A 24917-nucleotide genomic window follows, 5' to 3' on the forward strand; every position below is an offset into this window, starting at 1 on the left:
CCTATTTACTATCTATTTGTAAGATATTGCAGCTCTTTAGAAATTTTATCCTTAGTGGCAAAGAGCTTATACCAAGACTTGTAAGCCCCGTCAATTTGTTGCTTGCCGTTATGAAGCTTGCATTCGAAATAGTCGGTTATGTCTGCTCCCTTGGCCTTATATATAACTCCTGGTTTCTTTTGATAGTTGAATTCTGTATAGATACTTTGAAGCTTTTCCTTGATATCATCACTATAAAGTTTTACCTGAAGGGGGAAGGTTGTGATGATCTTATCTATCATTAACATGTGGTTTCTTCCTTCATCTTTTTTTATTTGGAATATAGCATCTGTTATAAATGGCTTGCTATAGTTTAGCTCATGTATTTTTTCGTATCCAATTTCAAAATAAGCATTGAATATGAACTCATCCTCGCTTTTTAGCCTTTGCAGTTCGTATCTATACTCTGTAGGGTCTAGGTCAAATTGATCGTTGTCTGTAACTAATCTGTGGAGTTGAGCAGTAACTTCCATCCTTCTTTTTTTATTCTTTGCTCTGCTGATACGGAGCCGATCTAAATCAGAAGAAATATGTGTTACTGGAATATGGGTGACATTAAAGAACTCAGTTTCCTGATATTCTGCAAGTAAACTTTTTTCAGAATAGTAAAAGCTCTTTATACTTTTGCTATCAATAAAATTATCCTTTTTAAAGTCATTTACTGAATCATCTTCGTTGAACACTTCACTAGCAAACTGTTTATCAATGAGACTTTCTACAACATCCCTTGCCACCGGAGTGTAGGTTTTAGCTTGTAATTCTTTTAATTTAGAAATATGATAGATTTCCCTGTCTGCATATAGAGCCACTTGATCTTTGCTGACAGCAGTTTGGTTTGGGTATATATTACTGATATGAGTAATCGTCTTTATACCTTTTCTACATCTTCCATAGATTTGAATAGCATCGGTTGATGGATCAATCACTGTATGATTAGCATCTTGAACATTCGTGATCATAATAACATGTGCTTTTACTGGGAGATCAATATCAACTGCACTATAAAATCGAGACGTTAGAAAGTTGTATCGTGCATACTTTTGCTCTTTTACACTATAGTTGACATTTGATAAGTTTTGATTTTGAAAGAACCGTATGTCAAGATCTTCAGCACAGAAAACCTTAAAATCATCCTTAACAAAATCCAACTGACTTAGGTAATAAATAGTCTTTCTGCAATTGGTGAAAATGAATACTGGTAAGGAGTCTGATATTAGCTTCAGTACATTTCTAGAAGATGTTCTGATATTATTTGTTGTAATTAGCTTTAATTCCTTTTTATAAACAAATAGAGGCTCCATATCAAGAATCTTAAACCCTTGTTCAGTGAATTTTGGATGCGAGGGAATAATGGGAGTAGCGGACACCATAGCCTTTTGCTTAAATTCAAAGAACTCGTGAATAGGATTTAAGATCTTGTCTCTAAAAATTGCTTGTTTTATCCAAATTTCGCACTCGTCAATAAGGAGAAAGTAGTTTTCTCTATATGAGGAATCATGATGCTTTAAAATGTTAATGATTTTGTACAGGGATTCAGGAGTGGTCATAAACTTTTTATGAGGAATGGTCGGATCGTTTAAATAATCATTGACCACCGCTTTAACTTCCTTTATAGTCATTTTCCCCATTATAACACATAGTTTCTTTGGGAACTTCACTTTTTTAACTTCAATTACCGCTACATATGGCTCGATGATGATTGAATGCCTATGTGATGAAATTTCGTGGTGAGTGCATCCGAGTCCCGGACGTCTTTTATTAATGATATATTTAGAAGGTATCTTACCAAAGAATTTGCTCGCATTCAAAACTTCCGTAAAGTTGAGAGTGGCATCGCTAACATAAATCGTTTCTGTAGTCATTTAGGATAGAAATTAAGCCTTGGACTTCTCCAAGGCTGATCTAATAGAGTTATATTATAGATTATTGTCATAGTCAATGTCATCTAAGGAATCAAGGAAAATTTGATTGTTCTCATTCTCCTCCTCTTCCTGTAGAATTAGATCCGCCAGTATTGAATTTTCCTCATCCGTGCATTCTTGATCCATGATTTGATAAGCGAGCTCTTGCAACTCATATTCGCTTGGTAGTGACTCCATCAAAACTTCAAATTCAACTTCTTTTCTAACAGCATCGCAAATTTCCCACCGTTCCCGAATTGCATCAGTCAGAAACTCCACGGGATTGACAGGTCCAACGTATGGTCCTAAAACGTTCCAAACGATTTTGTATGTAGGACTGAAGGATGGATTCTGAGAGGGTTCCAGATTATTGCTTTCGATGTGAATGACGGTGCCTTCAAGTTCTTTGTAAGATATTTCCTTCAGCCCGTCAGACAGTCTGTTGCTTAGAGATGAAAGGTTGATTTTTACTGCGAGGCAGGCCTCAAAGGTGGGTTGAGGGTACCAATAAGCAGTTGCATAAGCCTCTTGCTTATTGTTGTTTGTTTTCGGTTTTGAAACCCTGGCTATTAAGTAATATCCTATTCTTATTGCATCATTTGCTCTTGATGGGCACTGAGAGTAATAAATTGATTTTAAGCTCATTGTCCTAATTTTTTTAATTTAATCCATTGCTTTCGTTTGCTTTTAAGTCGTCTAATTGCTGTTCACGACTCGCTTGGCCAAGCACTACGAATTATTATCGTACAGCAAAGGTGCAAACAGGTGAGAGTAGGCGGGGAAATAACTAGGATGACTAAATTGCGCAGGAAGTTATTGATCTGTAAGTCTGCGCGTTAAGATTTTTTTGCGCGATATCGGATCTTAGAGCCTATGTAATCCTCAGGGTTGCTCGAGATCGACTCATCATCAATGAAGTTAAAAAGCTTTAAAAATTGGAAAAGGAATCTGCCCTGATCACTTGATAGAGTTGTTCCTGGCTTGCTTTTCAATGTCGTTTCTTGATTGAGGTAATTAACGACAGTTGAACAGAAACTCGAAAGTGTAGTATCATATTGATCCGAGCTAGTAGAACTCTTAATAGAGTTTAGAGCTTTCTTAAAAGAGACGTAATTTGGTTCACAGTCTTTAAGTACTTCGTGTAACTCAGGGCTGAATGCTGGAGAACGGGTTATTCTGATTATATTTTCGACTAAGGGCTGGATCACTGCTTGAATGAAGATGGCCTGATCGAAAGTCACTTTTTCTTTAAATCCTTTTCGTTCAACTGATATGGTGAGTTTTGAGAAATGGTTTTCCTCATAAAGTTTCAAGAGTAATAATGCATTCTTTAAAGCGTCTTTAGCGGTTTTGATATTCAACTTGTCCAATTCTGCGCCTTCAAAACCTTGCATGATTGAACCCGCAAAGAATAACAGGTGGTCGGAATGGCCAGAGATGTTGTAGGTAGTTAAGAGTTCTGCGTATTCGGTTAAGCACTCCTCAAGCTCTGTAGTCGATCTATGATGCGTTTGAAAAGCATGTGAGACCGAATTCAACGATTCATTCTTGGTTTCCAATAGTTGAGCTTGCATCTCAATATCCAAATTGTATTTTCTTAGAATGTTGTAGTTGATATGGATATCGAATTGCATTTTGTAAAGGTAGTAGTTGGTTTAAAAATAAAAAATCCTGCCCGAAGGCAGGACTAGATTTATTCAATGCTACAACAAACTCTCTTATTGACTTTATCAATCACCTCCTTATCAAAGCTATCTAGGTAGACATTCGTGATGGCGTTTCCATATTCGTGTCCTAGCGCCTCAGCTATGACTTCATTGCTATAGCCCAGTTTCTTTGCTATCGTGGCCCAAGAGTGTCTAGCGGTATAAGTGGTAATCTCACCCTCATATTCTATTATTTCACCAAGCTGCTTAATGTATTTATTTATGAGCTTTGTTCTCCCTTTAACTATACGCATTAGCGTTTCTTCATCTTTCGGTTTATAGTTTATTACAGGCAGGATATAGCCCGTCTTAGACGAATTTAAGTATAGTTCGATGATAGTAGCTGCTTGAGGTAAAACTTTTATATCGTACCACTTCCCAGTTTTACGCCGTTTATATTCAATTCTTCCGTCTTTATACGAATCTGGAGCGAGTAAAGCCAAGTCTACAATTGAAATTCCAATTAGATAGAAAGAAAGTAGGAACCAATTTCTCACGTGCCAGATAGTTGTATCCTCAACCAGTTTAAGGTTTTTAATCTTCTTGATTACGAGTTTATCGATTGCTCGTTTTCTAGTCTTTTCAGGTTTTAACTTAAAGTCATCGAAGGGATATAATGCCTTGTCAACAAGTTTAACTTTGATTGCTTTGTTATAGAATATTCGGATTGTTCTAACATAAAGATAAATCGAGTTATGCTTAATCTCCTTCTTAGTTAGAAAGGCATTATAGGCATCAAGAAATGCATAGTCTATCTGCTCAAAGTATAAATCGTCTTTTGGATAGTAGAGTTTCAATGCGTTAACCGTTGATTGATAAACCCAAGCATTACCAATTTTATTTATGCTCTTCAATTCATCAATCAAACCCTGAGCATATTGGTAAACCGTTAGTTTCGATACTTTAGCAGGTGTATCTTCTTTTACAACTACAGACTTTTCTGGATTAAGAAATGATAGGATAGTCTGATCATCGGCCAATAAGAGTTGTGATTGTAGGTCGGCGAAATCCTTCCTTAAACGGATGTTTAATGCTTTATAAGAGGGATGGGATTTCTTAACTAAATTCAAATTCTCATCCCAATCTTCAGCTCTCATTGAGATGCCTGTACTACGGGTGGTTGTTTTCCTTTGATGACAGATCATAAAATTCAATGAATAGGAACCGTCTTTTTTAATTCTTCGTTTGTCTAAAAATAGCTTAATAGTAACCATAAGTTGTTTTTTATGGTCAAGCAGCATGCATTTTTGTACATGCATTGTACATGCAGATGTACATGCAAACTCAAGAAAAATAGAGATTTGGAAGTAGCTGTTACGTTTTATAGAAACCCTTTAAGTTAAACTGTAGCATCAAAACCCGCCTATAAAGCTTATTTACAACTATTATTTGCACCTTGGTCTCTTTTTACTACTTTTACGCCCTCAATGGGGGATTAGCTCAGCTGGCTAGAGCGCTTGCATGGCATGCAAGAGGTCATCGGTTCGACTCCGATATTCTCCACATTGATAATCAGGCTTTTAGAATAAAATCTAAAGGCCTGTTTTTTTGGCACCCCAAAAATGGGTAAAATACTTCCGTATGCTTTTTGCACAAAATGCGTAAAAACAGATAATTGGGAGTTACCGGTCATTTCAGAAATAACAGATGAGGCTTGAGGATAATTAATTTACAAATCTTTAATTAAGAGTAAAATTTTATAATAATTCATACCTTAATTTTTTTTAAAATAATCTCTAAGTTTACGTTGAAATAATAATAATGAAACAAACAGTGACTTTTAGCGTTAGTAAATAATTAAAACAATTTCCAATTAACCAAATTTTGTACTATCCAATTTATTATTCTTGCCTATGGATTTAACGAATTTTTCGAAATCAGAAATGCCTTATAAGGAAAACTATAAAACCTTATATGCCTGGATTGTAGCCAAATGGGTAGTATTATTAATAGCAATTCTACTTGTTTTTGAGTTTTTGTACTTTGTAAATACTGCCAATTCATCTTTAGAAATAACTATTATATGTATATTTCTTTTTGCTCTTATCAGCAATATTCCCATTCTTTATTCTTTTTATAAAAAAACAGATTAAAGAATAATTAAATCCACCAATGAAACGCCGGGTATTCCTGGCGTTTCGATTTTAAATGTGAAATCAGACATCCGACTTTCTTCGAAAACTGTAAACACAATCTGTCCATTTTTTAATACAACTAACCGAGAAATGATTAATTAAAGAACTTTTTTAAGACTGGCATAAATTTCGCATATGTCTGGTTAAAAAATTAAGCGTATGACTGCATCGACTTCTACTATCGTTATTGAAAAATTAATTGATCTTGAATTGGTCTATAAACTTAAAGCGGATTTACTAAAATTCAGGAGAAAAAAAACCTCCGTTATTAATAAATCAGAAGGCTCCAAAGCTGCTTAATAAACATGAATAGAAAAGCGCAATCACTTTTCAGAAACAATTAAAATCCGTGAACTCATTTGTTCGTAATGATTGAGTTAGTGAACCCGATGAAAAGAGTATTAGTCTGTGATGATGACAAAGAGATACTAGAAATTCTTAATATTATTTTAACAAGTGCCGGATGGGAAGTTTTTACATCAGAAAATGTTGTAGAAATAATCGACAAAGTAGCTAATTATAATCCTTCGGTCATAGTTATGGATAACTGGATTCCTGACCTGGGAGGAATTTTTGCGACGCAACAAATTAAAAGTCATCCGGTTTTTCATTCAATCCCGGTGGTTTATTCAACTGCCAATGATAATATAACTGATTTAGCTAAGAAAGCTGGCGCTGACTTGTTTATAGGTAAGCCCTTTAATTTAGAAGATTTTGAGAGCATAATGGAACAAGCTTATCTTTTAAATTGCCATTAATTCTTTTAATTTTCGTATTATAGGTCAGGCTTTAACTACTACAAATTTTATGTTAAAACTGGTTTATATATTCCTGTTAGTTTATTGTAATCTGTCTTCTGCATCTGCTCTTTCAAAACTCAGTTCTGATACTCCCAAAATAGTACTTATTAAAATCCTTGTACACGAAAAAAAACCAATATCAGAACCGGCTTCCGGAACGGGCATCACCGATAGTAAGCCATCAAATAAACGTTCATTTAAACCACTTGCATCCAATAAAACTAATCCGGTTCGTCTGCCTAAAAAACTGAGACAGGAAATTTCTATTTCTGATCGTCAGTTGCAAGAGAACACGATTAGCCGGAAACTGAAACCACTTGCGTCCATTAAAAACAACCCTGTTCACCTGCCCGGAAAACTGAAGCAGGAAATTACTGATTCCGGGCGTCCGTTAAAAAAACACACTATTAACAGGAAATTTCGGCCCATTCCAGAAAAAGAAGGTATTACACAGATCAGAAGCCCGCAAAAAAACAAACACATGTTTATTAGCTTGTTATTAATTGTAACCGGAACTATTGTGGCCCTTTTCTACAGATCTGGTATATTTCTGATAGTTGCAATTTTACTCATGATTACAGGGTACTATCTTTTTATTTACTCATTGCTATTCATGGTATAGCCCCGGTAAAAGAATTTATGAACTTTTCTCTGGTGCAAATCTTCATGCAGAGTTTAAAACAAATCAAACTTTAAGAGTCTTGTTATAAAAAATCAAATCATGACCCTAAAGAAAAAACATTCTTTCCTTTACAAAAACAGCCTAAGCATTGTGGTTATCTCATTAATGCTGTTTTCATGGGCAGGTCAGGCCTATACCGGCTGGAGGGAACATAATAAAGACCTGATAGAGCAAGGGGGAAAAGAACTAAGTATAAATAGTTACTTAAGATCTGGCCATTTCATCCAGGCAACATTTGAAAACTGGGAAAGTGAATTTTTACAAATGGCCCTATATGTGATGCTCACTGTAAGCCTGCGGCAAATCGGGTCTTCAGAATCAAAGCCGATTGAAGGAAAACAAGAGGTTGACCGCGAACCTAAGCCTCATAAAAATGCCCCCTGGCCAGTAAAAAAAGGAGGTATAATTCTTAAATTATATGAGTATTCTCTTACCATCGCATTTTTTATTTTATTTCTGATAAGTTTTGGATTGCATGCTTATGGAAGCTGGGAAAACTACAATCTTGAACAGGAATTAAAACAACTGCCGCCGGAAGAATTCATGATTTATATTTTCGATACCAGATTTTGGTTTGAAAGCTTTCAGAATTGGCAAAGTGAGTTTCTTTCGGTCGCATCGATAGTTATATTATCTATATTTCTGAGACAGAAGGGCTCGCCAGAATCCAAACCTGTTGATGCGCCCCATTTTCAAACCGGAGAGTAAAAAAAGCCTGCCTCCACTGTCAATCGCAATATTTTCAACCTAATGATGTATTTTTTTCAATACTTCTATAAAAAACATATGAATTTTCCAATAATTAGCCTATTTTTACTATAAGAATCGTCGCAATCTCCCAAATAAAATTCAAAATGGTAACATGATAGAAATAATACGAACAACAAGCGATGATAAACGGTTTAAAAACCTGATTCTGGAACTTGACAATGATTTAATGAGCAGATATACCCATGCGGACTATAAGTTTGATGCGAATATTCAATTAAATGCTCTCGATACTGCGGTGGTTGCTCAGATAACTAATATAACTGTAGGCTGCGGATGCTTTAAGGAAATTAATTCAACGACAATAGAAATAAAGCGGATGTATGTGAATCCTTACTTCAGGGGATTTGGGGTTGCTTCAATGATGATTGATGCACTTACTAAATGGGCCCAGGAATTATTTTATGATCATGCGGTTTTAGAAACCGGAATCAAACAACCTGAATCTATAAAGCTGTACGAGAAACATGGCTTTATTAAAATCCCTTCCTTTCCGCCTTATAATGATCTGCCGAATAGTGTCTGCATGGGAAAAGAGCTTTAATGTTTATAGGTTTGTTCCATCTCATCATAGTACTTTTTTAGTATAAAAAATGCTTTCTTTTTATTGCCGTTGTGATCAAACAAGCCCTTGTTATTCCAGCCGTCCTGGTAAACCGGATTATTTCTCTTCGGTGAACGGAAATCAGTAAGAATCCATGGAGAGAGTCCCGAAAAGTTTTGAGGAAGTCGCTTCATCATTGCTACCTGTTCACGATAAAACCATTCCTGGTAATCTTCGCTCCAGCGGGTCAGACTGTCGGCTTTAAACCCTCCAAGCGCTTCTGCCCCTGTTTCACTGATAAACAATGGCTTATCGTATCTAATATCCCATTTCGCGGCTCGCACATTGCTTGGGAGGCCTCCATACCAGCCCAGGTATTCATTTACAGAGACTATATCGGTGAACTCGCCCAAAGGATCGTCTACCACGAGAGTTCCATTAACATTATGAACCTCGAGAGCTGCAGAAACAAGTCTGGAATTATCCAATTTCTTTACAGCCGTTACCAGATTACTCATGAAAGCGGTACGTGTTGGCGAAACCGGAGTTTCGTTGCCCACGGACCAGATAATTACACTGGCCCGGTTGCGGTCGCGTGCGATCATATCCTTAAGCTGTAGTTTAGCCTTATTAAGAACTTCTTTACTTCCAAAGTCTATCGTCCAGTAAACCGGGATCTCCGACCATACCAATATTCCTAGCGAATCTGCCATTCTAACCATATTCTCGTTATGAGGATAATGTGCCAGGCGAACCATATTGGCATTTAAGGCCTTAGCCTGACCGAATAGTTGTGCGGCGTCCGCTTTACTATGGGCCCTTCTACCTTCCGGTGATATTTCCTCATGTGCGCAGATACCTCTTAAAAATAATTGCCGCCCATTTAAAACCAATTTGCCACCCTGCACTTCAATAGTCCGGAAACCTACTTTTTCATTAATAAGGCTTGTATTAGTCCCAAGCTTCACCTCATACAATTTCGGATTCTCAGGTGACCATCGCTGTATATTGGATAGCTTATAGCTAAAAGCTACACTATCGCCTTTAACAGTAAGTTTCTTTTTAAATTTGAGTTCAGGTATTTCAAGGCTGACATTTTCAGATGTTGCCACATTTAACTTAATCCAGCCCTCGATCTCGTTTGTGCTATTCTTTTTCAAGGTCAAGAAATAATCCCGGATAAATACCGGTTCTAATTCTACCAGAAGGACATCACGCGTTATGCCTCCATAATTCCACCAATCGGTATTCAAAGTTGGAATTTCATCGCGCTTGCGCTTGTTGTCTACTTTTACGACCAGAAAATTATCCTTGTCTTTTAAAATTGAATCTGCGATCCGAAAATTAAAAGGGCTGAACCCTCCCTTATGGCTACCCAGCTTCTTCCCATTCAGATACACATCCGCCTGGTAATTAACAGCTCCAAAATACAAGTAAACAGAATTTCCTGTTCGTGATTTTACAAAGTCGAATGATTTCTTATACCAGACAGTACCCTCATAATATAAAAATTTTTCTTCCTGAGAATTCCAGTCACCCGGAACCCTCAGTGTATACTTATCGCTATATCCATGTTCTTTGCGGTCGGTCTTATTATCCGGTTTATCACTGTTCCAATAAGCTTCTCTATCGTTTTCATTTCTTTCCAGCCATCTGTAATTGTAAAAACCGGTTTCATACGGGTCTACTATATATTGCCATTTCCCATTTAAGCTGGTGGTTTTCCTGGCATTTATATTTGTAATCAGCTCATTCTGCGCGTATAAATGAGTAAAATCAATAAATAATAACGTGCTTAACAATAGTTTTAACAGTAATGCTTTCATTTGGGAACGATCTGATTATTTAATGTCCAGTGCATGGTCCGCAGCTCCATCTTGTCCGCTCCATACTTTCAAACTTGTCCATGGAGCCTTGGGATCAGACCAGAACGGATCTGTGTCCGGCAAGCCTAATGGAAGAAAAATAGTAGTGCACAGATATAAACTTCCTGTAGTAATATAAAAATCGGCCAGGCCAGGTTGTTCGCCATTCAGGCCAATAGTAAGCCAGCCATCTTTTGTAAAACTGCCCGGAGCTCCGAGCGTCTTCTTAATGACCGCAGTTAACGCTCCCCTAACCTGAGCTGGCCGCAGAGATTCTGGCAATGCCTTTCGTTGAGCTATATCCGCAAGATGATGGAATGCGCCTCCACGATAAACAATTGAACGTCCGGTAAGCGGAAAAGTACCATCGGAATTTATCATCCGCTCCTGTAATTCGGCATAGCGTTTAGCGATTTTATCCAGTTTTGGGGCAAACCACTCATACTGTTTGTTCTTCTTGTTAAGAATGTCGACTATATTAACCAGATATGGCTGGATAACATAACTGTTATAATAATCCATATGAAAGTTCATCCCGTCTGAGAACATGCCATCACCGGTGTACCAGTGCTGCGCAAATTCTCTGATTCCAAATTCAACACGAAGCTTATCGTAATCAACACCATATTTACAAAAAAAAGCTTCTATCATACCCGAGAATAAGATCCAGTTGCTATACACAGGTACCGTACTTCTTGTTGTTGTAAAAGCCGTAATTACCTGATGTTTAACTGAATCGCTTGAATTTTCCCATAGCCAGGGACAGCGAACAAGTCCTAAGGCTACAAAAGAGGCGTCTACCAGGGGCTGCCCGCCGTTCCATGTCATATAATCTTTAGCAGAAGGATTTACCGAATTAGCCAAGGCCTTTAAAGCCCATTGACGATACTGATTTCGCAAAACAACTTCCTCCTTAGATCCGCCTTCGAGGGTAAGCCATGGCCCTATCCCGCTTAAAGTTCGGCCAAAAGCTTCCAGGTAGGCAACCCGGGTTCTGTTTTCTTTATTATCAATATTCCTGGCCAATGCAACCGGCATTTTATCTTTCAGGCGATTTTCTGCAAGGTTCATTAATATGGGTCGTGCAGTTTTATCCATATAGCTAAGCCAGGTCGCCCTGTCGGACTGGGCCGGCCGTTTTTTCGCTTCCAGATCTTGAGGAAAAACCGACGCGATTAAAAAGATAAATATCAGGACATTGTTCATTTGAATATAATTGTTTAGGCTATGTAGTCCGCCCGGCTTTCGTTCGGACGGGTTTATAAGCCTGCCCGAAAAACAGGCGGGCTTTTTCATTGTTTTCTAAGCAGCAAACTCATGCAGGTTTCATCAGTCAACCAATCTTATAATATAACTGTAAGAGTATTTTTTATCTAATAAACGATACTGGTCATGAGGTAAAGCGCCCCAACTATTGTCGCCACCCACTCCACGCTGATTTAAATCTATATTTAAATAAACTTCATTCCTCGGTTTAATGTCCACGGGATGTTGCTGTTTTTTTGTTAGCCCCGGGTCCAAATCTTCTGTAGTATTATTCAGCGCACTAAAACAGATAGGCTGAACTCCTTCTACTAGCAAGCCTTTGCCTGTATCGTTGGTAATGCTCAGCCAGCGAACATCCGTTTTATAACCATTTTCCTGGGGACGAATATAGCTAGCTGTAAGCTGATTTTTAACCTCGTCTTTATATAAGCCTATAAAAGAAGCTGTTTTTCTGTCGCTATAATTTTCATATGGTCCCCGCCCGTAATAACTCAGATTACTGTACTCTTTAGGTATTTCCATCCGCATACCAAAACGAGGCAGCTCGGGTAAATCGCGCCCTGTCATGTCCATACTGGCTGTTACTTTCACTGCGCCGCCATTTTGAATAAAATATTCAACTGTATAGGGAACGTTAATACCGCTTAAAGAATACTCTACCTTAATCGGCAAACCTAAATCCGTTTGCTCGCCTACAGTCACATTTTTAACAGTCCGGTCGATGTGCGCGGTGCGCCAGATACCTAGATTAATCTGCATTTTGTTACCAAAATCATTGTCGGTAGGAGCTCTCCAGAAATAGGGCTCCGGAAATTGCCTGATCGCATTTTGGCCGCCTTTTGTGTAACGAGTCAACCTCCCTGAACGTGTATCAAACTCACCATTAATATTTCCTGAAGAAAACAAAATCTTATTCTCTTCTTTCTTTATCTGCACTTTATTTTCCCTTGATGATTTCGCAACGAAATAATCGCCCGCATATTTAAATTGCTCACGCGCTATTTCATGGCCGGCACTCACTAATTCGGTTGATGTTTTTGTATAAGCATAAACATTTAAGTAATACTCGCTGCCTCCCGCAGATTTAAATTTGGGCAAATTAAGCCTGACATCTTTTTGCTGATGCGGGGCAAGACTTACCGTAAAAGGTTCTTCTTTAATCTTTTCTCCATTACGGCTCAATTCCCATTTAAAGGTATACTGATCGAGGTTAGTAAAATCAAATAAATTTCGAACAGTAATCACTCCATCCGTTACATTTTTAGCTTTGAAGAGAACATTCTGGTACACTTTTTTAACTTCAAAAAGACCGGGATGCGGTGTACGATTGGCCGATACTAAACCGTTTGAACAGAAATTTTCATCATTTTGAAGATGATATCCACCTAAATCACCACCATAGGCCCAAAAAATTCTGCCATCCGCTGTTGTAGTTCGCATACCCTGATCTACCCAATCCCAAATAAAACCACCCTGCATATGGCGGCTTCCCATTATGATGTCCCAATATTCCTGGAAGTTACCATTGCTGTTTCCCATTGCATGAGAATACTCACACATGATATATGGTCTATCTTTTTTTGCACCTGCGTAGCTAGTCATATATTTAATACCAGGATACATTGGTCCAACGATATCTGTATTCGGGTTTTCACCCGCCTGCTCAAACATAATTGGACGAGGATCGCGTTGTTTAATCCATTTATATGCATCGTAAAAAACCGGCCCATTTCCACACTCATTTCCCATAGACCAAATTACTACCGAAGCATGGTTTTTATCACGCTCGAGCATACGCTTAATACGATCAATATGAGCCGGAGCCCATTCTGGTAAATATGCCGGATGTTTTGATTTATCAAACGAACCTTGCAACTCGGCACCCATTCCATGAGTTTCAATATTGGCTTCATCTATCACGTATAGCCCGTACCGGTCGCATAATTTATACCAAAGCGGATCATTGGGATAATGGCTGGTTCTAACCGCATTGATATTGAACTGTTTCATCAGCTGAATATCTTTAATCATGGACTCTTTGCTTATCACATGCCCCTCAACATCATCATGTTCATGGCGGTTGGTTCCTTTGAAATAAACAGGAACACCATTTACCAGAAATTGAGAATCTTTTATTTCAACTTTCCGAAATCCAATTTTTGAACCAGCAGTAACAGCTTCATTACCCTTTACCAGAGTAATAACGCAATCGTAAAGATTCGGACTTTCAGCGCTCCACTTTAAAGGATTGTTAATAGTTCCGTTAAACCGTATAGTTTGTAAAGTATCGGTATTAAAAGAAAAATCCTTGCTTTGAGTAAATACCCTTTTCCCGGTTTTGTCCAATACATCAACAGTCAAAACACCGGTTTTTACATTGTTTCCGGCAAATTGTCGAAGGTCCACATCGGCACTAAACAAGCCATTTCTATATTGGGGATCTAAATCACTTTTTAGAAAGAAATCCCAAATGGTCAATTTAGGTAAAGCGGTTAAATAAACGTCACGTTCGATTCCGCTTATGCGCCAAAAATCCTGGTCCTCCAGGTAACTTCCGTCATGCCAGCGAAAAACCTGAACGGCTAGAAGATTTTCACCTTTTTGCAGGTATTTTGTTATGTTAAATTCTGCAGGCGATTTTGAAACTTTACTCATACCCACCTTCTGGCCATTAACATATACTACGGCATAACCAGTGATGGATCCAAAATGAAGAAGCACTTCGCTCCCATTCCATTTCTCTGGAACGGTAAATGTTTTACGATAGGTTCCTACGGGATTATTTTCTCCAATGAAGGGAGGATTTTTAGGATGCGGATAAACAACATTGGTATAAATTGGAATTCCAAACCCTTTTCTTTCCCAATTAGAAGGGACAGGTATTTCCGCCCAGTTTTTGTCTTCCAAATCTGTGCGATAAAAATCCTTTATTCTGTTTGCGTATTTGTCGACATATACAAACTTCCATTTTCCATTTAGAGATTGATGATAAGGCGACTTGTTATAATCATCAGCTTTAGCGTCCGCTGCATTACTAAACAGCATGAAAGTTGCATGAGGCTTCTCTTTGTTTGATTCTATTGCCCGGGGATTTTCCCATTCGTTATTCTGGCTTTGGGCAAAAAAAGCACTACACATGAAAGAAAATGCACAGGACAACCTGAGAATTGTTTTTTTACTAATAAGTGTATTCATTAAAGGGATTTGTTTAGTCAGCTAGGGTATGATACAAAACAACAACGTAGTTTTATTTATAAAAAGGGGTAAATTAATAATAAGAGGGGGGTAAATTCAATATCAAAGCATTTTTCAAATAAGATGGGAGATGCTTTAGTGGTTATAACCAAAATTTTGATCAAGAGTATCTCTCATTTTACACCCGCTTATATTTCTTCTTTACTTTTACAGGCTTTATTTTTTCAAATACATCTACAGGAAGAATGTTTCCGCTTTTATCAAAACGCATCCGAGAAATCGCTGTTTCGCGATTATAGCCATTCCCATCCGGGATTATGAATCGATGATAGACGATATACCACTCATCTTTACCAGGTACTTTAACTACCGAATGATGACCTGCGCCTTTAACAACTCCCTTTCCTTTTAAAACCGGGTTTGCTGCTGCTTTTTTGAAAGGACCCATCGGCGACTCGGCTGTAGCATAAGCCACGGAATAACGCGGATCACGAGTATCAAATTCAGACCACATCAGGTAATACTTTCCATTACGCTTAAATACGAAAGAGCCTTCGTTATAGCCCTGTGGTTTAAATGAAATCATTTTTGCGGGATCGTAGGAGACCATATCCTCGTTCAGTTTAACAATATTACAGTTGCCCTGTCCGAAATATAAATAAGCCGAGCCGTCATCATCCACAAAAACCATGGGATCTATCATTTGTCCTTTTACTGTACCTTTTGCGATAAGGGGTTTGCCTAAAGGATCTTTAAAGGGCCCGGCAGGACGATCAGCGACAGCCACTCCAATATTAACATCAGCCGAATAGTAATAGTAATATTTTCCGCTTTTTTGAGCTATAGCCGGAGCCCAAGCTCTTACCTTTGCCCATTCTAAATCTTTAGGCAGGTCGAGTATTGTACCTTCATTTTTCCAGTTCACCAGATTTTTTGAAGTCCAGCATGTAAAATAAGTGGAGGCCCAGCCTACTGTACCATCCGTTGTCGGATAGATATAAAAGGTATCGCCAAATACGGCAATATGCGGATCAGCATATGCACCGGGCAAAACTGCTTTCGGAGCCTTTAATGTATCCGTTTTTGATTGGGCGCCACAAACCAGGACCGATATCAAAAGTGCAAGGAAAACAAATTCTTTCTTTTTCATTTTTTAGAGTCTATAAAGTCCGCCAGACCTCGTTCTTACGGGAACGCATGCAGGTTTCAGCAGAGAATATTTTTGTTTATTAAACTTATTTTTTATCCAGGTAGCGATACATTTCGGACGCAGCAAGTATATAAGCACCCACTCCAAAGTTAGAAGTTGAACTCTGATTTACTACCTGTCCGGGAATGGCTCTTTCTCCTATCGGTTGCACATAACCCACTTTACCATCCGGCTGCAAGGCAACTTTTGTCAAATAAGTCCAGCTTTTAGCTACAACCGGCATGTACTCTTTTTTATCAAGATAACCATTATTGATCCCCCAAATCATTCCATAGGTAAAGAAAGCTGTTCCGCTGGTTTCCGGGCCGGGAGCATGAGCCGGATCGAGGATACTTCTGGTCCAGTAACCTTCCGGCTGCTGGGAGTTTTTAATTGCTTCGGCCATTCCTTTGTATTTTGAGAGATATTCGTCTCTATGGGAATCATCCATCGGTAAATCTTTTAAAACTTTTGCCAAACCTGCGAAAATCCATCCGTCACCACGAGCCCAAAAGTCCTTTTTACCACTTGCACTTTTATGCTTGGGATAAACATATTTCGCATCACGGAAGTATAGCTTTTCCGCGGCGTCATACATAATACTATTTGAATACATAAAATACTCATAGAGCTTTTCAAGGTATAATTTATTCCCGGTAACTTTATGAAGCTTTGTCATTACCGGCATAACCATATAAAGACCGTCTGCCCACCACCAGTAATCATTCTTGGGAGTGCTCATCTGATATTCCATAACCTCTCTCGCACGGGCTATTTTTTTATTATCCTTATCCAGATTGTACAGGTCTATATAGGTTTGAAAACAGATCTGCCAGTCGCCAAACAGCACATAATCGTCTTTCTCCCCATAAGTATATTTCCACTCTGCTTTATTTTGTGATTTGGCCCCCATCCATTGATTATGTTCGGCCCAGGCCTCAGAATACTTTCTATAGGCCTCATTCTGTGTTATTGAGTAGGCTTCCATATTACCAGTATGGTAAGCTGCTTCATCCCAAAAAGCTCTTTTGCCCGGCGAATTATTTTTCTGCCAGTACCCGTTTACCTTATCTATTATTTCAAGCACATCCTTTTTTGAACTTGATATAGATTGTGTGCTTTTTTGCTGAACAGAACACGCGCAAAGAAAAACTGAGCTTGCTGCGAATATTCCGCATAAAACTTTGCTGATTTTCATTTGAATATAATTGTTTTTTAATGGCTATGAAGCTATCATGAGCATATTTTTCACAGGCATTTACTTAGCAAGGTGTTCAAGAGAACGCTTCGCTAAGTTCATTGCTGTTTGTGAGCGGTATGCCCGCCTGTTTTTCGGGCAGGCTCATGATGGTTTCATTAAAATATATTTTTTTTTTGCTATGAAGTCCGCCCGGCTTCGTTCGGGGAGGCTCATGCAGGTTTCATTCTTTACTATTTAAATTTTGGTTTCCATTCTAATACCTGAACCATTTGAGCCGGGATATTCGCTTTTCCTTCCCCGTCTACCTGCTGTACCTTTTGGATAAAAAGATTTAAGTAGCCCTTTTTACTCCAGAGTTCTGTATCGAAACTTGGTTCCCAGGAACCTACAGATGAATCTGTTAAGTCTTTAACCATCCATTTGCTTTTTTTAAAATTTTTAATTTTCACCACAGAAACCTTACTCCCACGTTCCTCATCTCTGAAAATCAATAAACCCGATGGCTTAGATCTGGAGTTATTGATCATAATTTGCGGTCTGGATATGGGAATACGTTTTGTGCCCGCTCCGCTTAAGGAAAAAGCCATTTTTCGAAAATCAAGGTTTGAAACCTCCCAGGCTTTTCCAGAATTATAAATAATATGGTACTGCGGAATTTTTGAATCTGCCTCGCGCCAGTATGTAGCTATAAACGGATTTCCCGCCTTATCGGCCGACATTGAAGTTTGGTTGATCAGTTCGCTATTTTGCGGGATTTTAAAAGCATATTCAGCAGAGGACTGGGTAATAGGAACAGCATATTTTTCACCTGTGGATTTTTGCCAGGTCAGACCGCCATCTTTAGAGCATGCATACCCCATATCATGATTGCTGGCCACATCAGGAGACTCTCTCCATACCCAGGAAACATGAATGGTGCCTTTATGATCGAGAAAGGCTTGCCAGTATGCATTTCTGGAACCTTCCCCACTGATAAGATTGTTGTGCAGCCGCTTCCAGGTTTTCGTTTTCAGCTCATATTTATTTAAAACTAAATCACCCTGCCCCGATGAGCCGCTCCGGTAAAAGAATAACAGGTCGCCCTGGGGCATTTTATAAAATTCCGGATATGAAACCTGCTTTTCATCCTCTCCTGTCATCTGAATTTTTGAGCTTAAGGTTAAAGAACCCGGCGCAAGACCCTTCACATACCTGAGCGGATGACCATGATGATCCCAGGACATATGCAGATATCCATCTCCATCAACCATAATGCTTATGGTGTTATGCGCGTCATTTGTATTTCCCTGGTAGAGAGTTTGTTTTAACTCCCATTTATCCGAGCCAACCTTCCTTTTACCAAGCACGACAACCTTATCCTGGTTATAATAGGCAACAAACTGGGTATCCCGGTAGGTAACCAAAGAGTTCTTACGAAATATTACTGCGTTTACCGAATTATTAGCCCAGCCTTCTCCAACATTCACCAGATTTACTTCATCCTTGTTTTGGGCGAATGAAACGAAATGTAATGTCAGAAAAATCAAAAGCAAAATCTGTTTCATATGATTAATTGACTTGATGAATTCCTATAGCCGAATGTGCATGTAAAAATTAGTAGTGTAAGTTTTTTCATCAGTATATAATTTTCTGTTAAAGGCTATGACGTCCGCCCGTCTTTGTTCAGACGAGCTATGCGCGCCTGTTTTTCGGGCAGGCGTATACAGGCTTCATGCTGTTTAAGGTTTATTAATTTTTAGAAAGGAGCTCAGTAAAAAATTAATTAATCGATTTAATTGGCGCCGTAATTTATAACAAAAAACAGAACTACAAAAATTTAATGTCTAATACACTCTTAAAATTCTGCGATATAATGATACAAAAAAAGCCTCCCCTGCATATGCAGAGAAGGCTTTAATAAAAAGAAACACTAATACTATTGAGCAGTGAACTTATAAATCGTTGTTGTTTTATAGGTTTCCCCTGGCTTCAGAGTTGTTGACTGGAATGTTGGTTTATTAGGAGCGTCAGGAAAATGCTGAGTTTCTAAGCAAAAACCTGTACGGAATGGGTACGCTTTACCAGCTTTACCATCATTTTCTTTTCCTTCCATAAAATTACCGCCATAGAACTGTATTCCGGGCTCGGTAGTTAATACTTCCATGCTTATACCGGTTTTAGGACCGGTAATGGTAGCTGCCTGTTTCATACTGGTATCGCTTTTGGTTAAAACGAAATTATGATCGTACCCTTTTCCCAATTTCAATTGTACATCGTCAGCATCAACTCTTTCGCCAATTGCGGTTGGTTTTCTAAAATCAAAGGGTGTTCCTGCGACATCCTTAAGTTCGCCGGTTGGTATCAATGCGGCATCAACAGGGGTATATTTATCGGCATTAATTTTCAGAATATGATCATTAATATCACCATTACCTTCGCCGTTTAGGTTAAAATAAGTATGATTTGTCAGATTTACTACTGTAGTTTTATCGGTTGTCGCACTGTAGTCTATTTTAATGGCATTATCATCTGTTAAAGTGTAAACCACCTTAGTAGTTAAATTGCCAGGGAAACCTTCTTCTCCATCTTTAGAAACATAAGATAGTTCCAGAGTATAGTCATTCGGCATTACTGCGTCCCAAACCCGCACCTGAAAACCTGTTGGACCTCCGTGCAATGAGGCAGGCCCATTGTTTGCCGCCAATTTATAAGTCGCTCCATCTAATTTAAACTGGGCATTTCCGATACGGTTGCCATACCGGCCAATTATAGCTCCAAAGTATGGCTCATTCGCTTTTTGATAGCCCGATAATTTTTCGTAACCCAAAGCAACATCCGTCATTTTTCCGTCCTTATCGGGAACAATTATACTTACTATCCTGCCTCCGAAACTGGTAATGGCAACCTGCATATTATTTTCATTCTTTAAGACAAAAAGATCGGTCTGCTTACCATCAATCGTGTCCTGGAAATTAGCTTTAGTTGGAATCATATTAGAAATTGAATCTGTACCTGTGGAATCTGCATTTGTAGACGCTTGCTTCTGTGTTGAATCACATGCCGAAAAAGACATAATTCCCGCGGCTAAAAATAGAAATAAGTTAGTTTTCATTAAAGTTTATTTAGGTTAAAGATAATTGACTAAAGTAAACGAATATTTTTAAACTTGTCAATTTTACAGTTATTTATTTAATATTGTTTGGGTTGTTGGTTGGCACCAGGTTCATTATTCCAGCCCCCGAAGAAATATAAGATCTTGATACAGCAGCTTAAATGCAGAGTTCAAATTTGCTTATCTGAATTCTTTGATCACCCGCAGAGTACTTCCGGTATCTTCCATCTCAAATAAATGCGGTTGTGCCTGCGGGCCGTTAGGGGAATGAAGAATCATCATTAACTGATTATCACTAAACCGTTTAAAGAGCATACCGTGTCCGCCATCTTTAGTGTAAAGTGCTTTAGGATCGTGAGTCCATGGGCCGGCCAGTTTCCCCGATTCAGAAATCGCGGTACCTACAGAATAACCTCCCGATGTAAAACTCGACCAGATCATAAATAATGTCCCTGACTTACTTTTGTGGAAATAAGGAGCATCCGTCACATAGCATCCTTCTTCTTTCGACGCAACTTCTACCCACGGTGCAGAATTAGCCCTAAAAAGTAATTTCGGAGGGCCTATGGTATCCGAAAGATCGTCCTTCAGCGGAATAGTTTCTATGGTACCATTAGAAATCTGAACCCATTCATGGGCATATACCATATGTGGTTTACCATCCTCAACGTACAAAGTGGCATCAAGAGTCATCATCCCGGGAGGTGTGGCTCCCTTGTCCTTAAAAGGCTTGAAGGGTCCGGCTGGAGTGTCACCGACTAAGATCTGAGAAGCGCGGACAACCCTTGGGCGCCAGTTTAGCCACTGCTCAGGCATTAATTTATTTGTGCTAAACGTAAGGAAAAGATAATACTTCCCTTTATAGGCCTGAAGCTCGGGAGCCCAGATGGAATTGATGACTGTGTCGCCCCATAATTTTTCGGGGGTTCTGAATATTGTTTGCGGACCGTACCAGTTCAGAAGATCTTTGCTGGTATATTGTACCACACTCGCACCCCGACCAGGCCCCGTCATGTAATAGATACCGGTTTTTTCATCCGGCAATATGCAGGCATCACGCAGCATGATGTCTTTTAAGTGAAGATTCCGTGGAACCTGGGGAGCTCTGGCAGTTTGTGGCGCAGGAGTTTGACGGGCAAATGCCCCGGGTAAAAAACTCAATACTGATAAGAACAAAAGAGCAATGCTTGTTTTCATGAATACTGTTGGTTTAAACTATAATCTCTCAGGCTGAACCCGTTCTGCATGACAGATTTATTTCGTATGATCATTTGGCTTTAGGGCCGCATTTATTTTACTCCTTCGTCGTCACGATTGGCCAATGCTCCCTATCCCAAACTAACTTTTCAATGCGCAGTTTTGACTTGCCGGCATCTGCTGCATCATATCCGTGAAACACGATATAATCCGTACCCGCAAAACTATAAACCGCATTGTGCCCGACTCCATACCAATTCTTATCCCCTTCTAATAACAGGGTGCCGCCTGCCTGAGCCATCGATACCCCATTTTTATCCAGAAATGGGCCAATTGCATTTTTTGAACGCCCTACTATCATTTTGTATGTACTCTTTGGACCTTTACAACAATAGTCTGTAGATGCAAACAGGTAATAATATTTTCCTTTTCTGAAAATAAAGGGAGCTTCAATAGCATTCCCGCCGGCATCCTTTGGATTATCGTCAACAGCAGGAGGATTTACTACAGATGGCTTGACCTTTCGACTGGCAATAGTTTGCAGAGTTTCCGGGCTCTCTGCAATACTTAGTCTGTCTTTATTCAGCTTTACAATCTTTAGGCCATCCCAGAATGATCCGAAGGCTAAATAGGGGTTTCCCTTTTTATCAGTCACCAAATTCGGGTCAATAGCATTCCAATTGGTTTTACCCGGAAACGACTGGATAATTTTTCCATGATCCTGCCATTTATACTGCGGGCTCGACTGATCAAGGGTTGTATTTGTAGCCAGGCCAATACATGAAGTGTTTTTACCAAAAGCCGATACCGAATAGTAGAGATAATATTTCCCGTTATAATAGCTGATATCCGGTGCCCATATATGGCCTTTAAATGTTGGGATTGCGTTAACCGCCCATTCGGGAGCCGCAGAGAAAACCGGTTTTTCCCTGGCCCAATCTTTCATGTTTTTTGACGACCAGACGGAAATGCCCATTCCGGTACAAAACAAATAATAAGTATCTCCCTGCTTCGCCATTACCGGATCGTGCACCGAAATATTGGTTTGTAAATTCTGGGCCTTCAAACCAGAACTTATAAGAAGAAGTAAAATCAGGAGTCTGTTCATTTAATTCATTTTAATACGAATCACATTGAATGAGTATGGTACAAGTACAGCCTGAATATTTTTATTCTTTGCAGAAACTTGTTTTTGTTTCGGACTGATTTCCGCTGGCCTGTCTAAAGTATTTACAGATACCAACTCCTGAGAAGCTATTGAAGTTTGAGTGCCCTTTGATTGAAGATTTGCACCTTCAACAGCAAAATCCACTGTACGTGTTTTGTCCGAATTATTTACCACTTTTATGATAAGATCGCTTGTTTTCTTATCAACCGTAGCAGAGGCATAATAACCGTCTTGTCCGGTTACATTTTGATTATTTAAAGTAACAGGGACAACATTGGTGCCTTTGTTTGTTGAATATAGCTTTTGAACATAATAATTTGGTGTTCCGTACGAGCGAAGGTTATCTACCCAGATCATATCCGGTGTCCATTGCCAGCCGTCTACATGTGCAAATAACGGAGCATAAGAGGCCATAATAACAACGTCAGAATTCCGCTCCAAACCTGTTAAAAAAGCTGCTTCAGCAATAGCTGTCTGCCAGTTGTTTTTATTATTCACGCTTACAGTTTTATCACTTTGCGCTGCATATTCTCCGGCAAACACTTTAGATCCGTTTCTCGGATAACTATCATATCTGGCAGCATTTTCTAAAAACCATTCCGGACGGCGGTAATAATGCTCATCAATAATGTCGGCTTTCATTTTACGCAACTCAGTATTCAGAAAATCAAAGCGATCTCCACTCGGATCGGTTCCTGAACTGTTTACCAACTGGATATTCGGATATTTATCTTTTATAGTTTTAGTGAAAATCTTTAAACGCTCCACATACTGAGGACCCCAGTTTTCATTCCCAACACCCATCATTTTTAAGTTAAATGGCTTTGGATGTCCCATATCCGCACGTACCTTCCCCCATTTGGAAGTTACATCACCGTTTGCAAACTCTATCAGATCCAATGCATCCTGAACATACGGTTCCAGTTGATCCAGTGGAACAACTTCAGCAGTATTGAACTGACAGGCCATACCGCAATTTAATATAGGTAGTGGTTGAGCTCCGATATCTTCGGCCAACTGAAAATATTCAAAAAATCCCAGGCCAAAGGTCTGGAAGTAATCGGGAGTGGGACGATGAGCAAACTCTGAGTTCCAGCGATTAACAATTAATTCTCTGTTCTCGACAGGACCAATTGTTTTTTTCCACTGGTAACGTGTAGAAAGTTCATGCCCTTCAACAATACATCCTCCGGGGAAACGGATAAAACCAGGTTTCATATCTGCCAGCAGTTGTACCATATCTGCACGCATTCCGCCTTTACGGCCTTTCCAGGTATCTGAAGGGAAAAGTGAGATCATATCCAAATCAATAACTCCGTTTCCTTCAAACCAAATAGCGAATTTTCCTTTTGGCTCGGTAGCAGTAGCATTAAAACTAACCGACTGCTTTTTCCATTCTGGACCCGATCCTGAAGGAGTTAACTCTCCTTTTCCAATAATTTCATTTTTAGAATTTAACAACTCTAAGTGCATTTTAACGCCGGGACTGGCCTGTCTGTACATAACAGAAAAATCGTAGCGTAAGCCGCTTTTAATTCCCATACCACGGAACCCTTCGTTGGTAATCCCCATGGCGCCCATCGCTTTGTTATTCACGTTTACACGAAGGAATCGAGGGTTTGAGCTGCTGGCATCCTGACGATTCAACACCAATATTTCCCCCTCAATTTTCTTCCCCTGAACGGTCCATCCCATTAATGGTTTGTAAAACTCAAAGGAGCGGTTCTTTATTAACTCTGCATAAATACCTCCGTCGGCACCCATATTAATATCTTCAAAAAACACGCCCCACATGGTAGGTGAAACCTCTGCTTTTAGCTGATTGGCTTTAACTGTAAATGTTTGTGACTGAGCGCCGCTGTGAACTAAAATTCCGGAAGCCAGCAGGACCAGGGAAAGTAATTTGGATATTTTTTTCATTATACCTGAATACATTAATACGAATGATTTTTAATTGGAATAATTGGTTTCTAAAGATATCAAATAATAAATGTCATTAAAACATTTATAGCAAGTTTACAATGGCAATAAAACATAATCCCCGAGCACAATATGCGGAAGCATTAAATGGAACTAAAACTTTTACATTTTTATCATCCACTCGTAACTCAAGCCAGGATATGTATTTATTGGGTGTTATTTACGTTTCCATTAATTTACCATCAGCACT

20 protein-coding genes and 1 tRNA gene are annotated in these 24917 nt (G+C 39.0%); 7 read left to right on the forward strand and 14 right to left on the reverse strand.

What is annotated here, in order from left to right:
• Window positions 1-8: 8 nt before the first annotated feature.
• The 4 genes from WG906_RS08880 to WG906_RS08895 form a co-directional block, all read right to left on the reverse strand.
• Entirely contained in the window at window positions 9-1901 is a 1893-nt protein-coding gene (locus WG906_RS08880; RefSeq protein ID WP_339992220.1) for a hypothetical protein, read from the reverse strand.
• Between the two features lie 54 nt (window positions 1902-1955).
• Complete coding sequence (locus WG906_RS08885; protein WP_339992221.1) at window positions 1956-2585, reverse strand: hypothetical protein; 630 nt, start codon at window positions 2583-2585, stop codon at window positions 1956-1958.
• Window positions 2586-2776: 191 nt separating this feature from the next.
• A complete protein-coding gene (locus WG906_RS08890; protein ID WP_339992222.1) occupies window positions 2777-3574 on the reverse strand; it encodes a hypothetical protein in 798 nt (265 codons plus the stop codon).
• A gap of 59 nt (window positions 3575-3633) precedes the next feature.
• Window positions 3634-4860: a phage integrase SAM-like domain-containing protein gene (locus WG906_RS08895; protein ID WP_339992223.1), complete on the reverse strand. Its 1227-nt coding sequence runs from the start codon at window positions 4858-4860 to the stop codon at window positions 3634-3636.
• Window positions 4861-5075: 215 nt separating this feature from the next.
• Between WG906_RS08895 and WG906_RS08900 the strand changes: the two genes are divergently transcribed.
• The 7 genes from WG906_RS08900 (at window position 5076) to WG906_RS08930 (ending at window position 8575) form a co-directional block, all read left to right on the forward strand.
• Window positions 5076-5149, forward strand: a tRNA-Ala gene (locus tag WG906_RS08900).
• A 350-nt stretch (window positions 5150-5499) separates the two neighbouring features.
• A complete protein-coding gene (locus tag WG906_RS08905; protein WP_339992224.1) occupies window positions 5500-5739 on the forward strand; it encodes a hypothetical protein in 240 nt (79 codons plus the stop codon).
• Window positions 5740-5940: 201 nt separating this feature from the next.
• Window positions 5941-6081, forward strand: a complete 141-nt coding sequence (locus WG906_RS08910; protein WP_339992225.1) for a hypothetical protein — start codon at window positions 5941-5943, stop codon at window positions 6079-6081.
• An 89-nt stretch (window positions 6082-6170) separates the two neighbouring features.
• A complete protein-coding gene (locus tag WG906_RS08915; protein WP_339992226.1) occupies window positions 6171-6539 on the forward strand; it encodes a response regulator in 369 nt (122 codons plus the stop codon).
• A gap of 49 nt (window positions 6540-6588) precedes the next feature.
• A complete protein-coding gene (locus WG906_RS08920; RefSeq protein ID WP_339992227.1) occupies window positions 6589-7203 on the forward strand; it encodes a hypothetical protein in 615 nt (204 codons plus the stop codon).
• A 99-nt stretch (window positions 7204-7302) separates the two neighbouring features.
• Window positions 7303-7971: a DUF6766 family protein gene (locus WG906_RS08925; protein ID WP_339992228.1), complete on the forward strand. Its 669-nt coding sequence runs from the start codon at window positions 7303-7305 to the stop codon at window positions 7969-7971.
• 154 nt (window positions 7972-8125) lie between these two features.
• Complete coding sequence (locus WG906_RS08930; protein ID WP_339992229.1) at window positions 8126-8575, forward strand: GNAT family N-acetyltransferase; 450 nt, start codon at window positions 8126-8128, stop codon at window positions 8573-8575.
• Here WG906_RS08930 and WG906_RS08935 read toward each other — a convergent pair.
• From WG906_RS08935 to WG906_RS08980, 10 genes are all read right to left on the reverse strand, one after another.
• Entirely contained in the window at window positions 8572-10401 is a 1830-nt protein-coding gene (locus WG906_RS08935) for a glycoside hydrolase family 2 protein (protein ID WP_339992230.1), read from the reverse strand. The two genes, WG906_RS08930 and WG906_RS08935, sit on opposite strands and share 4 nt — an antisense overlap.
• A gap of 15 nt (window positions 10402-10416) precedes the next feature.
• The gene (locus WG906_RS08940; protein ID WP_339992231.1) at window positions 10417-11736 is read right to left on the reverse strand and encodes a DUF2264 domain-containing protein; all 1320 of its coding nucleotides are present in this window, start codon (window positions 11734-11736) and stop codon (window positions 10417-10419) included.
• A 33-nt stretch (window positions 11737-11769) separates the two neighbouring features.
• Window positions 11770-14901 (reverse strand): beta-galactosidase, LacZ type, encoded by a 3132-nt coding sequence (gene lacZ / locus WG906_RS08945; RefSeq protein WP_339992232.1) that lies wholly within the window; start codon window positions 14899-14901, stop codon window positions 11770-11772.
• Window positions 14902-15079: 178 nt separating this feature from the next.
• Entirely contained in the window at window positions 15080-16051 is a 972-nt protein-coding gene (locus tag WG906_RS08950; RefSeq protein ID WP_339992233.1) for a family 43 glycosylhydrolase, read from the reverse strand.
• A gap of 85 nt (window positions 16052-16136) precedes the next feature.
• Window positions 16137-17288 carry a glycoside hydrolase family 88/105 protein gene (locus tag WG906_RS08955; RefSeq protein ID WP_339992234.1) on the reverse strand — a complete coding sequence of 384 codons (1152 nt, stop codon included), beginning with the start codon at window positions 17286-17288 and terminating at the stop codon, window positions 16137-16139.
• A gap of 233 nt (window positions 17289-17521) precedes the next feature.
• Window positions 17522-18835, reverse strand: a complete 1314-nt coding sequence (locus WG906_RS08960) for a BNR repeat-containing protein (protein ID WP_339992235.1) — start codon at window positions 18833-18835, stop codon at window positions 17522-17524.
• A 371-nt stretch (window positions 18836-19206) separates the two neighbouring features.
• A complete protein-coding gene (locus tag WG906_RS08965; protein ID WP_339992236.1) occupies window positions 19207-20382 on the reverse strand; it encodes an aldose epimerase family protein in 1176 nt (391 codons plus the stop codon).
• A 180-nt stretch (window positions 20383-20562) separates the two neighbouring features.
• The gene (locus tag WG906_RS08970; protein WP_339992237.1) at window positions 20563-21579 is read right to left on the reverse strand and encodes a glycoside hydrolase family 43 protein; all 1017 of its coding nucleotides are present in this window, start codon (window positions 21577-21579) and stop codon (window positions 20563-20565) included.
• Between the two features lie 97 nt (window positions 21580-21676).
• Window positions 21677-22687 carry a family 43 glycosylhydrolase gene (locus tag WG906_RS08975; RefSeq protein WP_339992238.1) on the reverse strand — a complete coding sequence of 337 codons (1011 nt, stop codon included), beginning with the start codon at window positions 22685-22687 and terminating at the stop codon, window positions 21677-21679.
• Window positions 22688-24667: an alpha-L-arabinofuranosidase C-terminal domain-containing protein gene (locus WG906_RS08980; protein WP_339992239.1), complete on the reverse strand. Its 1980-nt coding sequence runs from the start codon at window positions 24665-24667 to the stop codon at window positions 22688-22690. It abuts the gene before it with no gap.
• Between the last annotated feature and the right edge of the window lie 250 nt (window positions 24668-24917).

Source organism: Pedobacter superstes, from assembly GCF_037622515.1.
Lineage (GTDB): Bacteria > Bacteroidota > Bacteroidia > Sphingobacteriales > Sphingobacteriaceae > Paradesertivirga > Paradesertivirga superstes.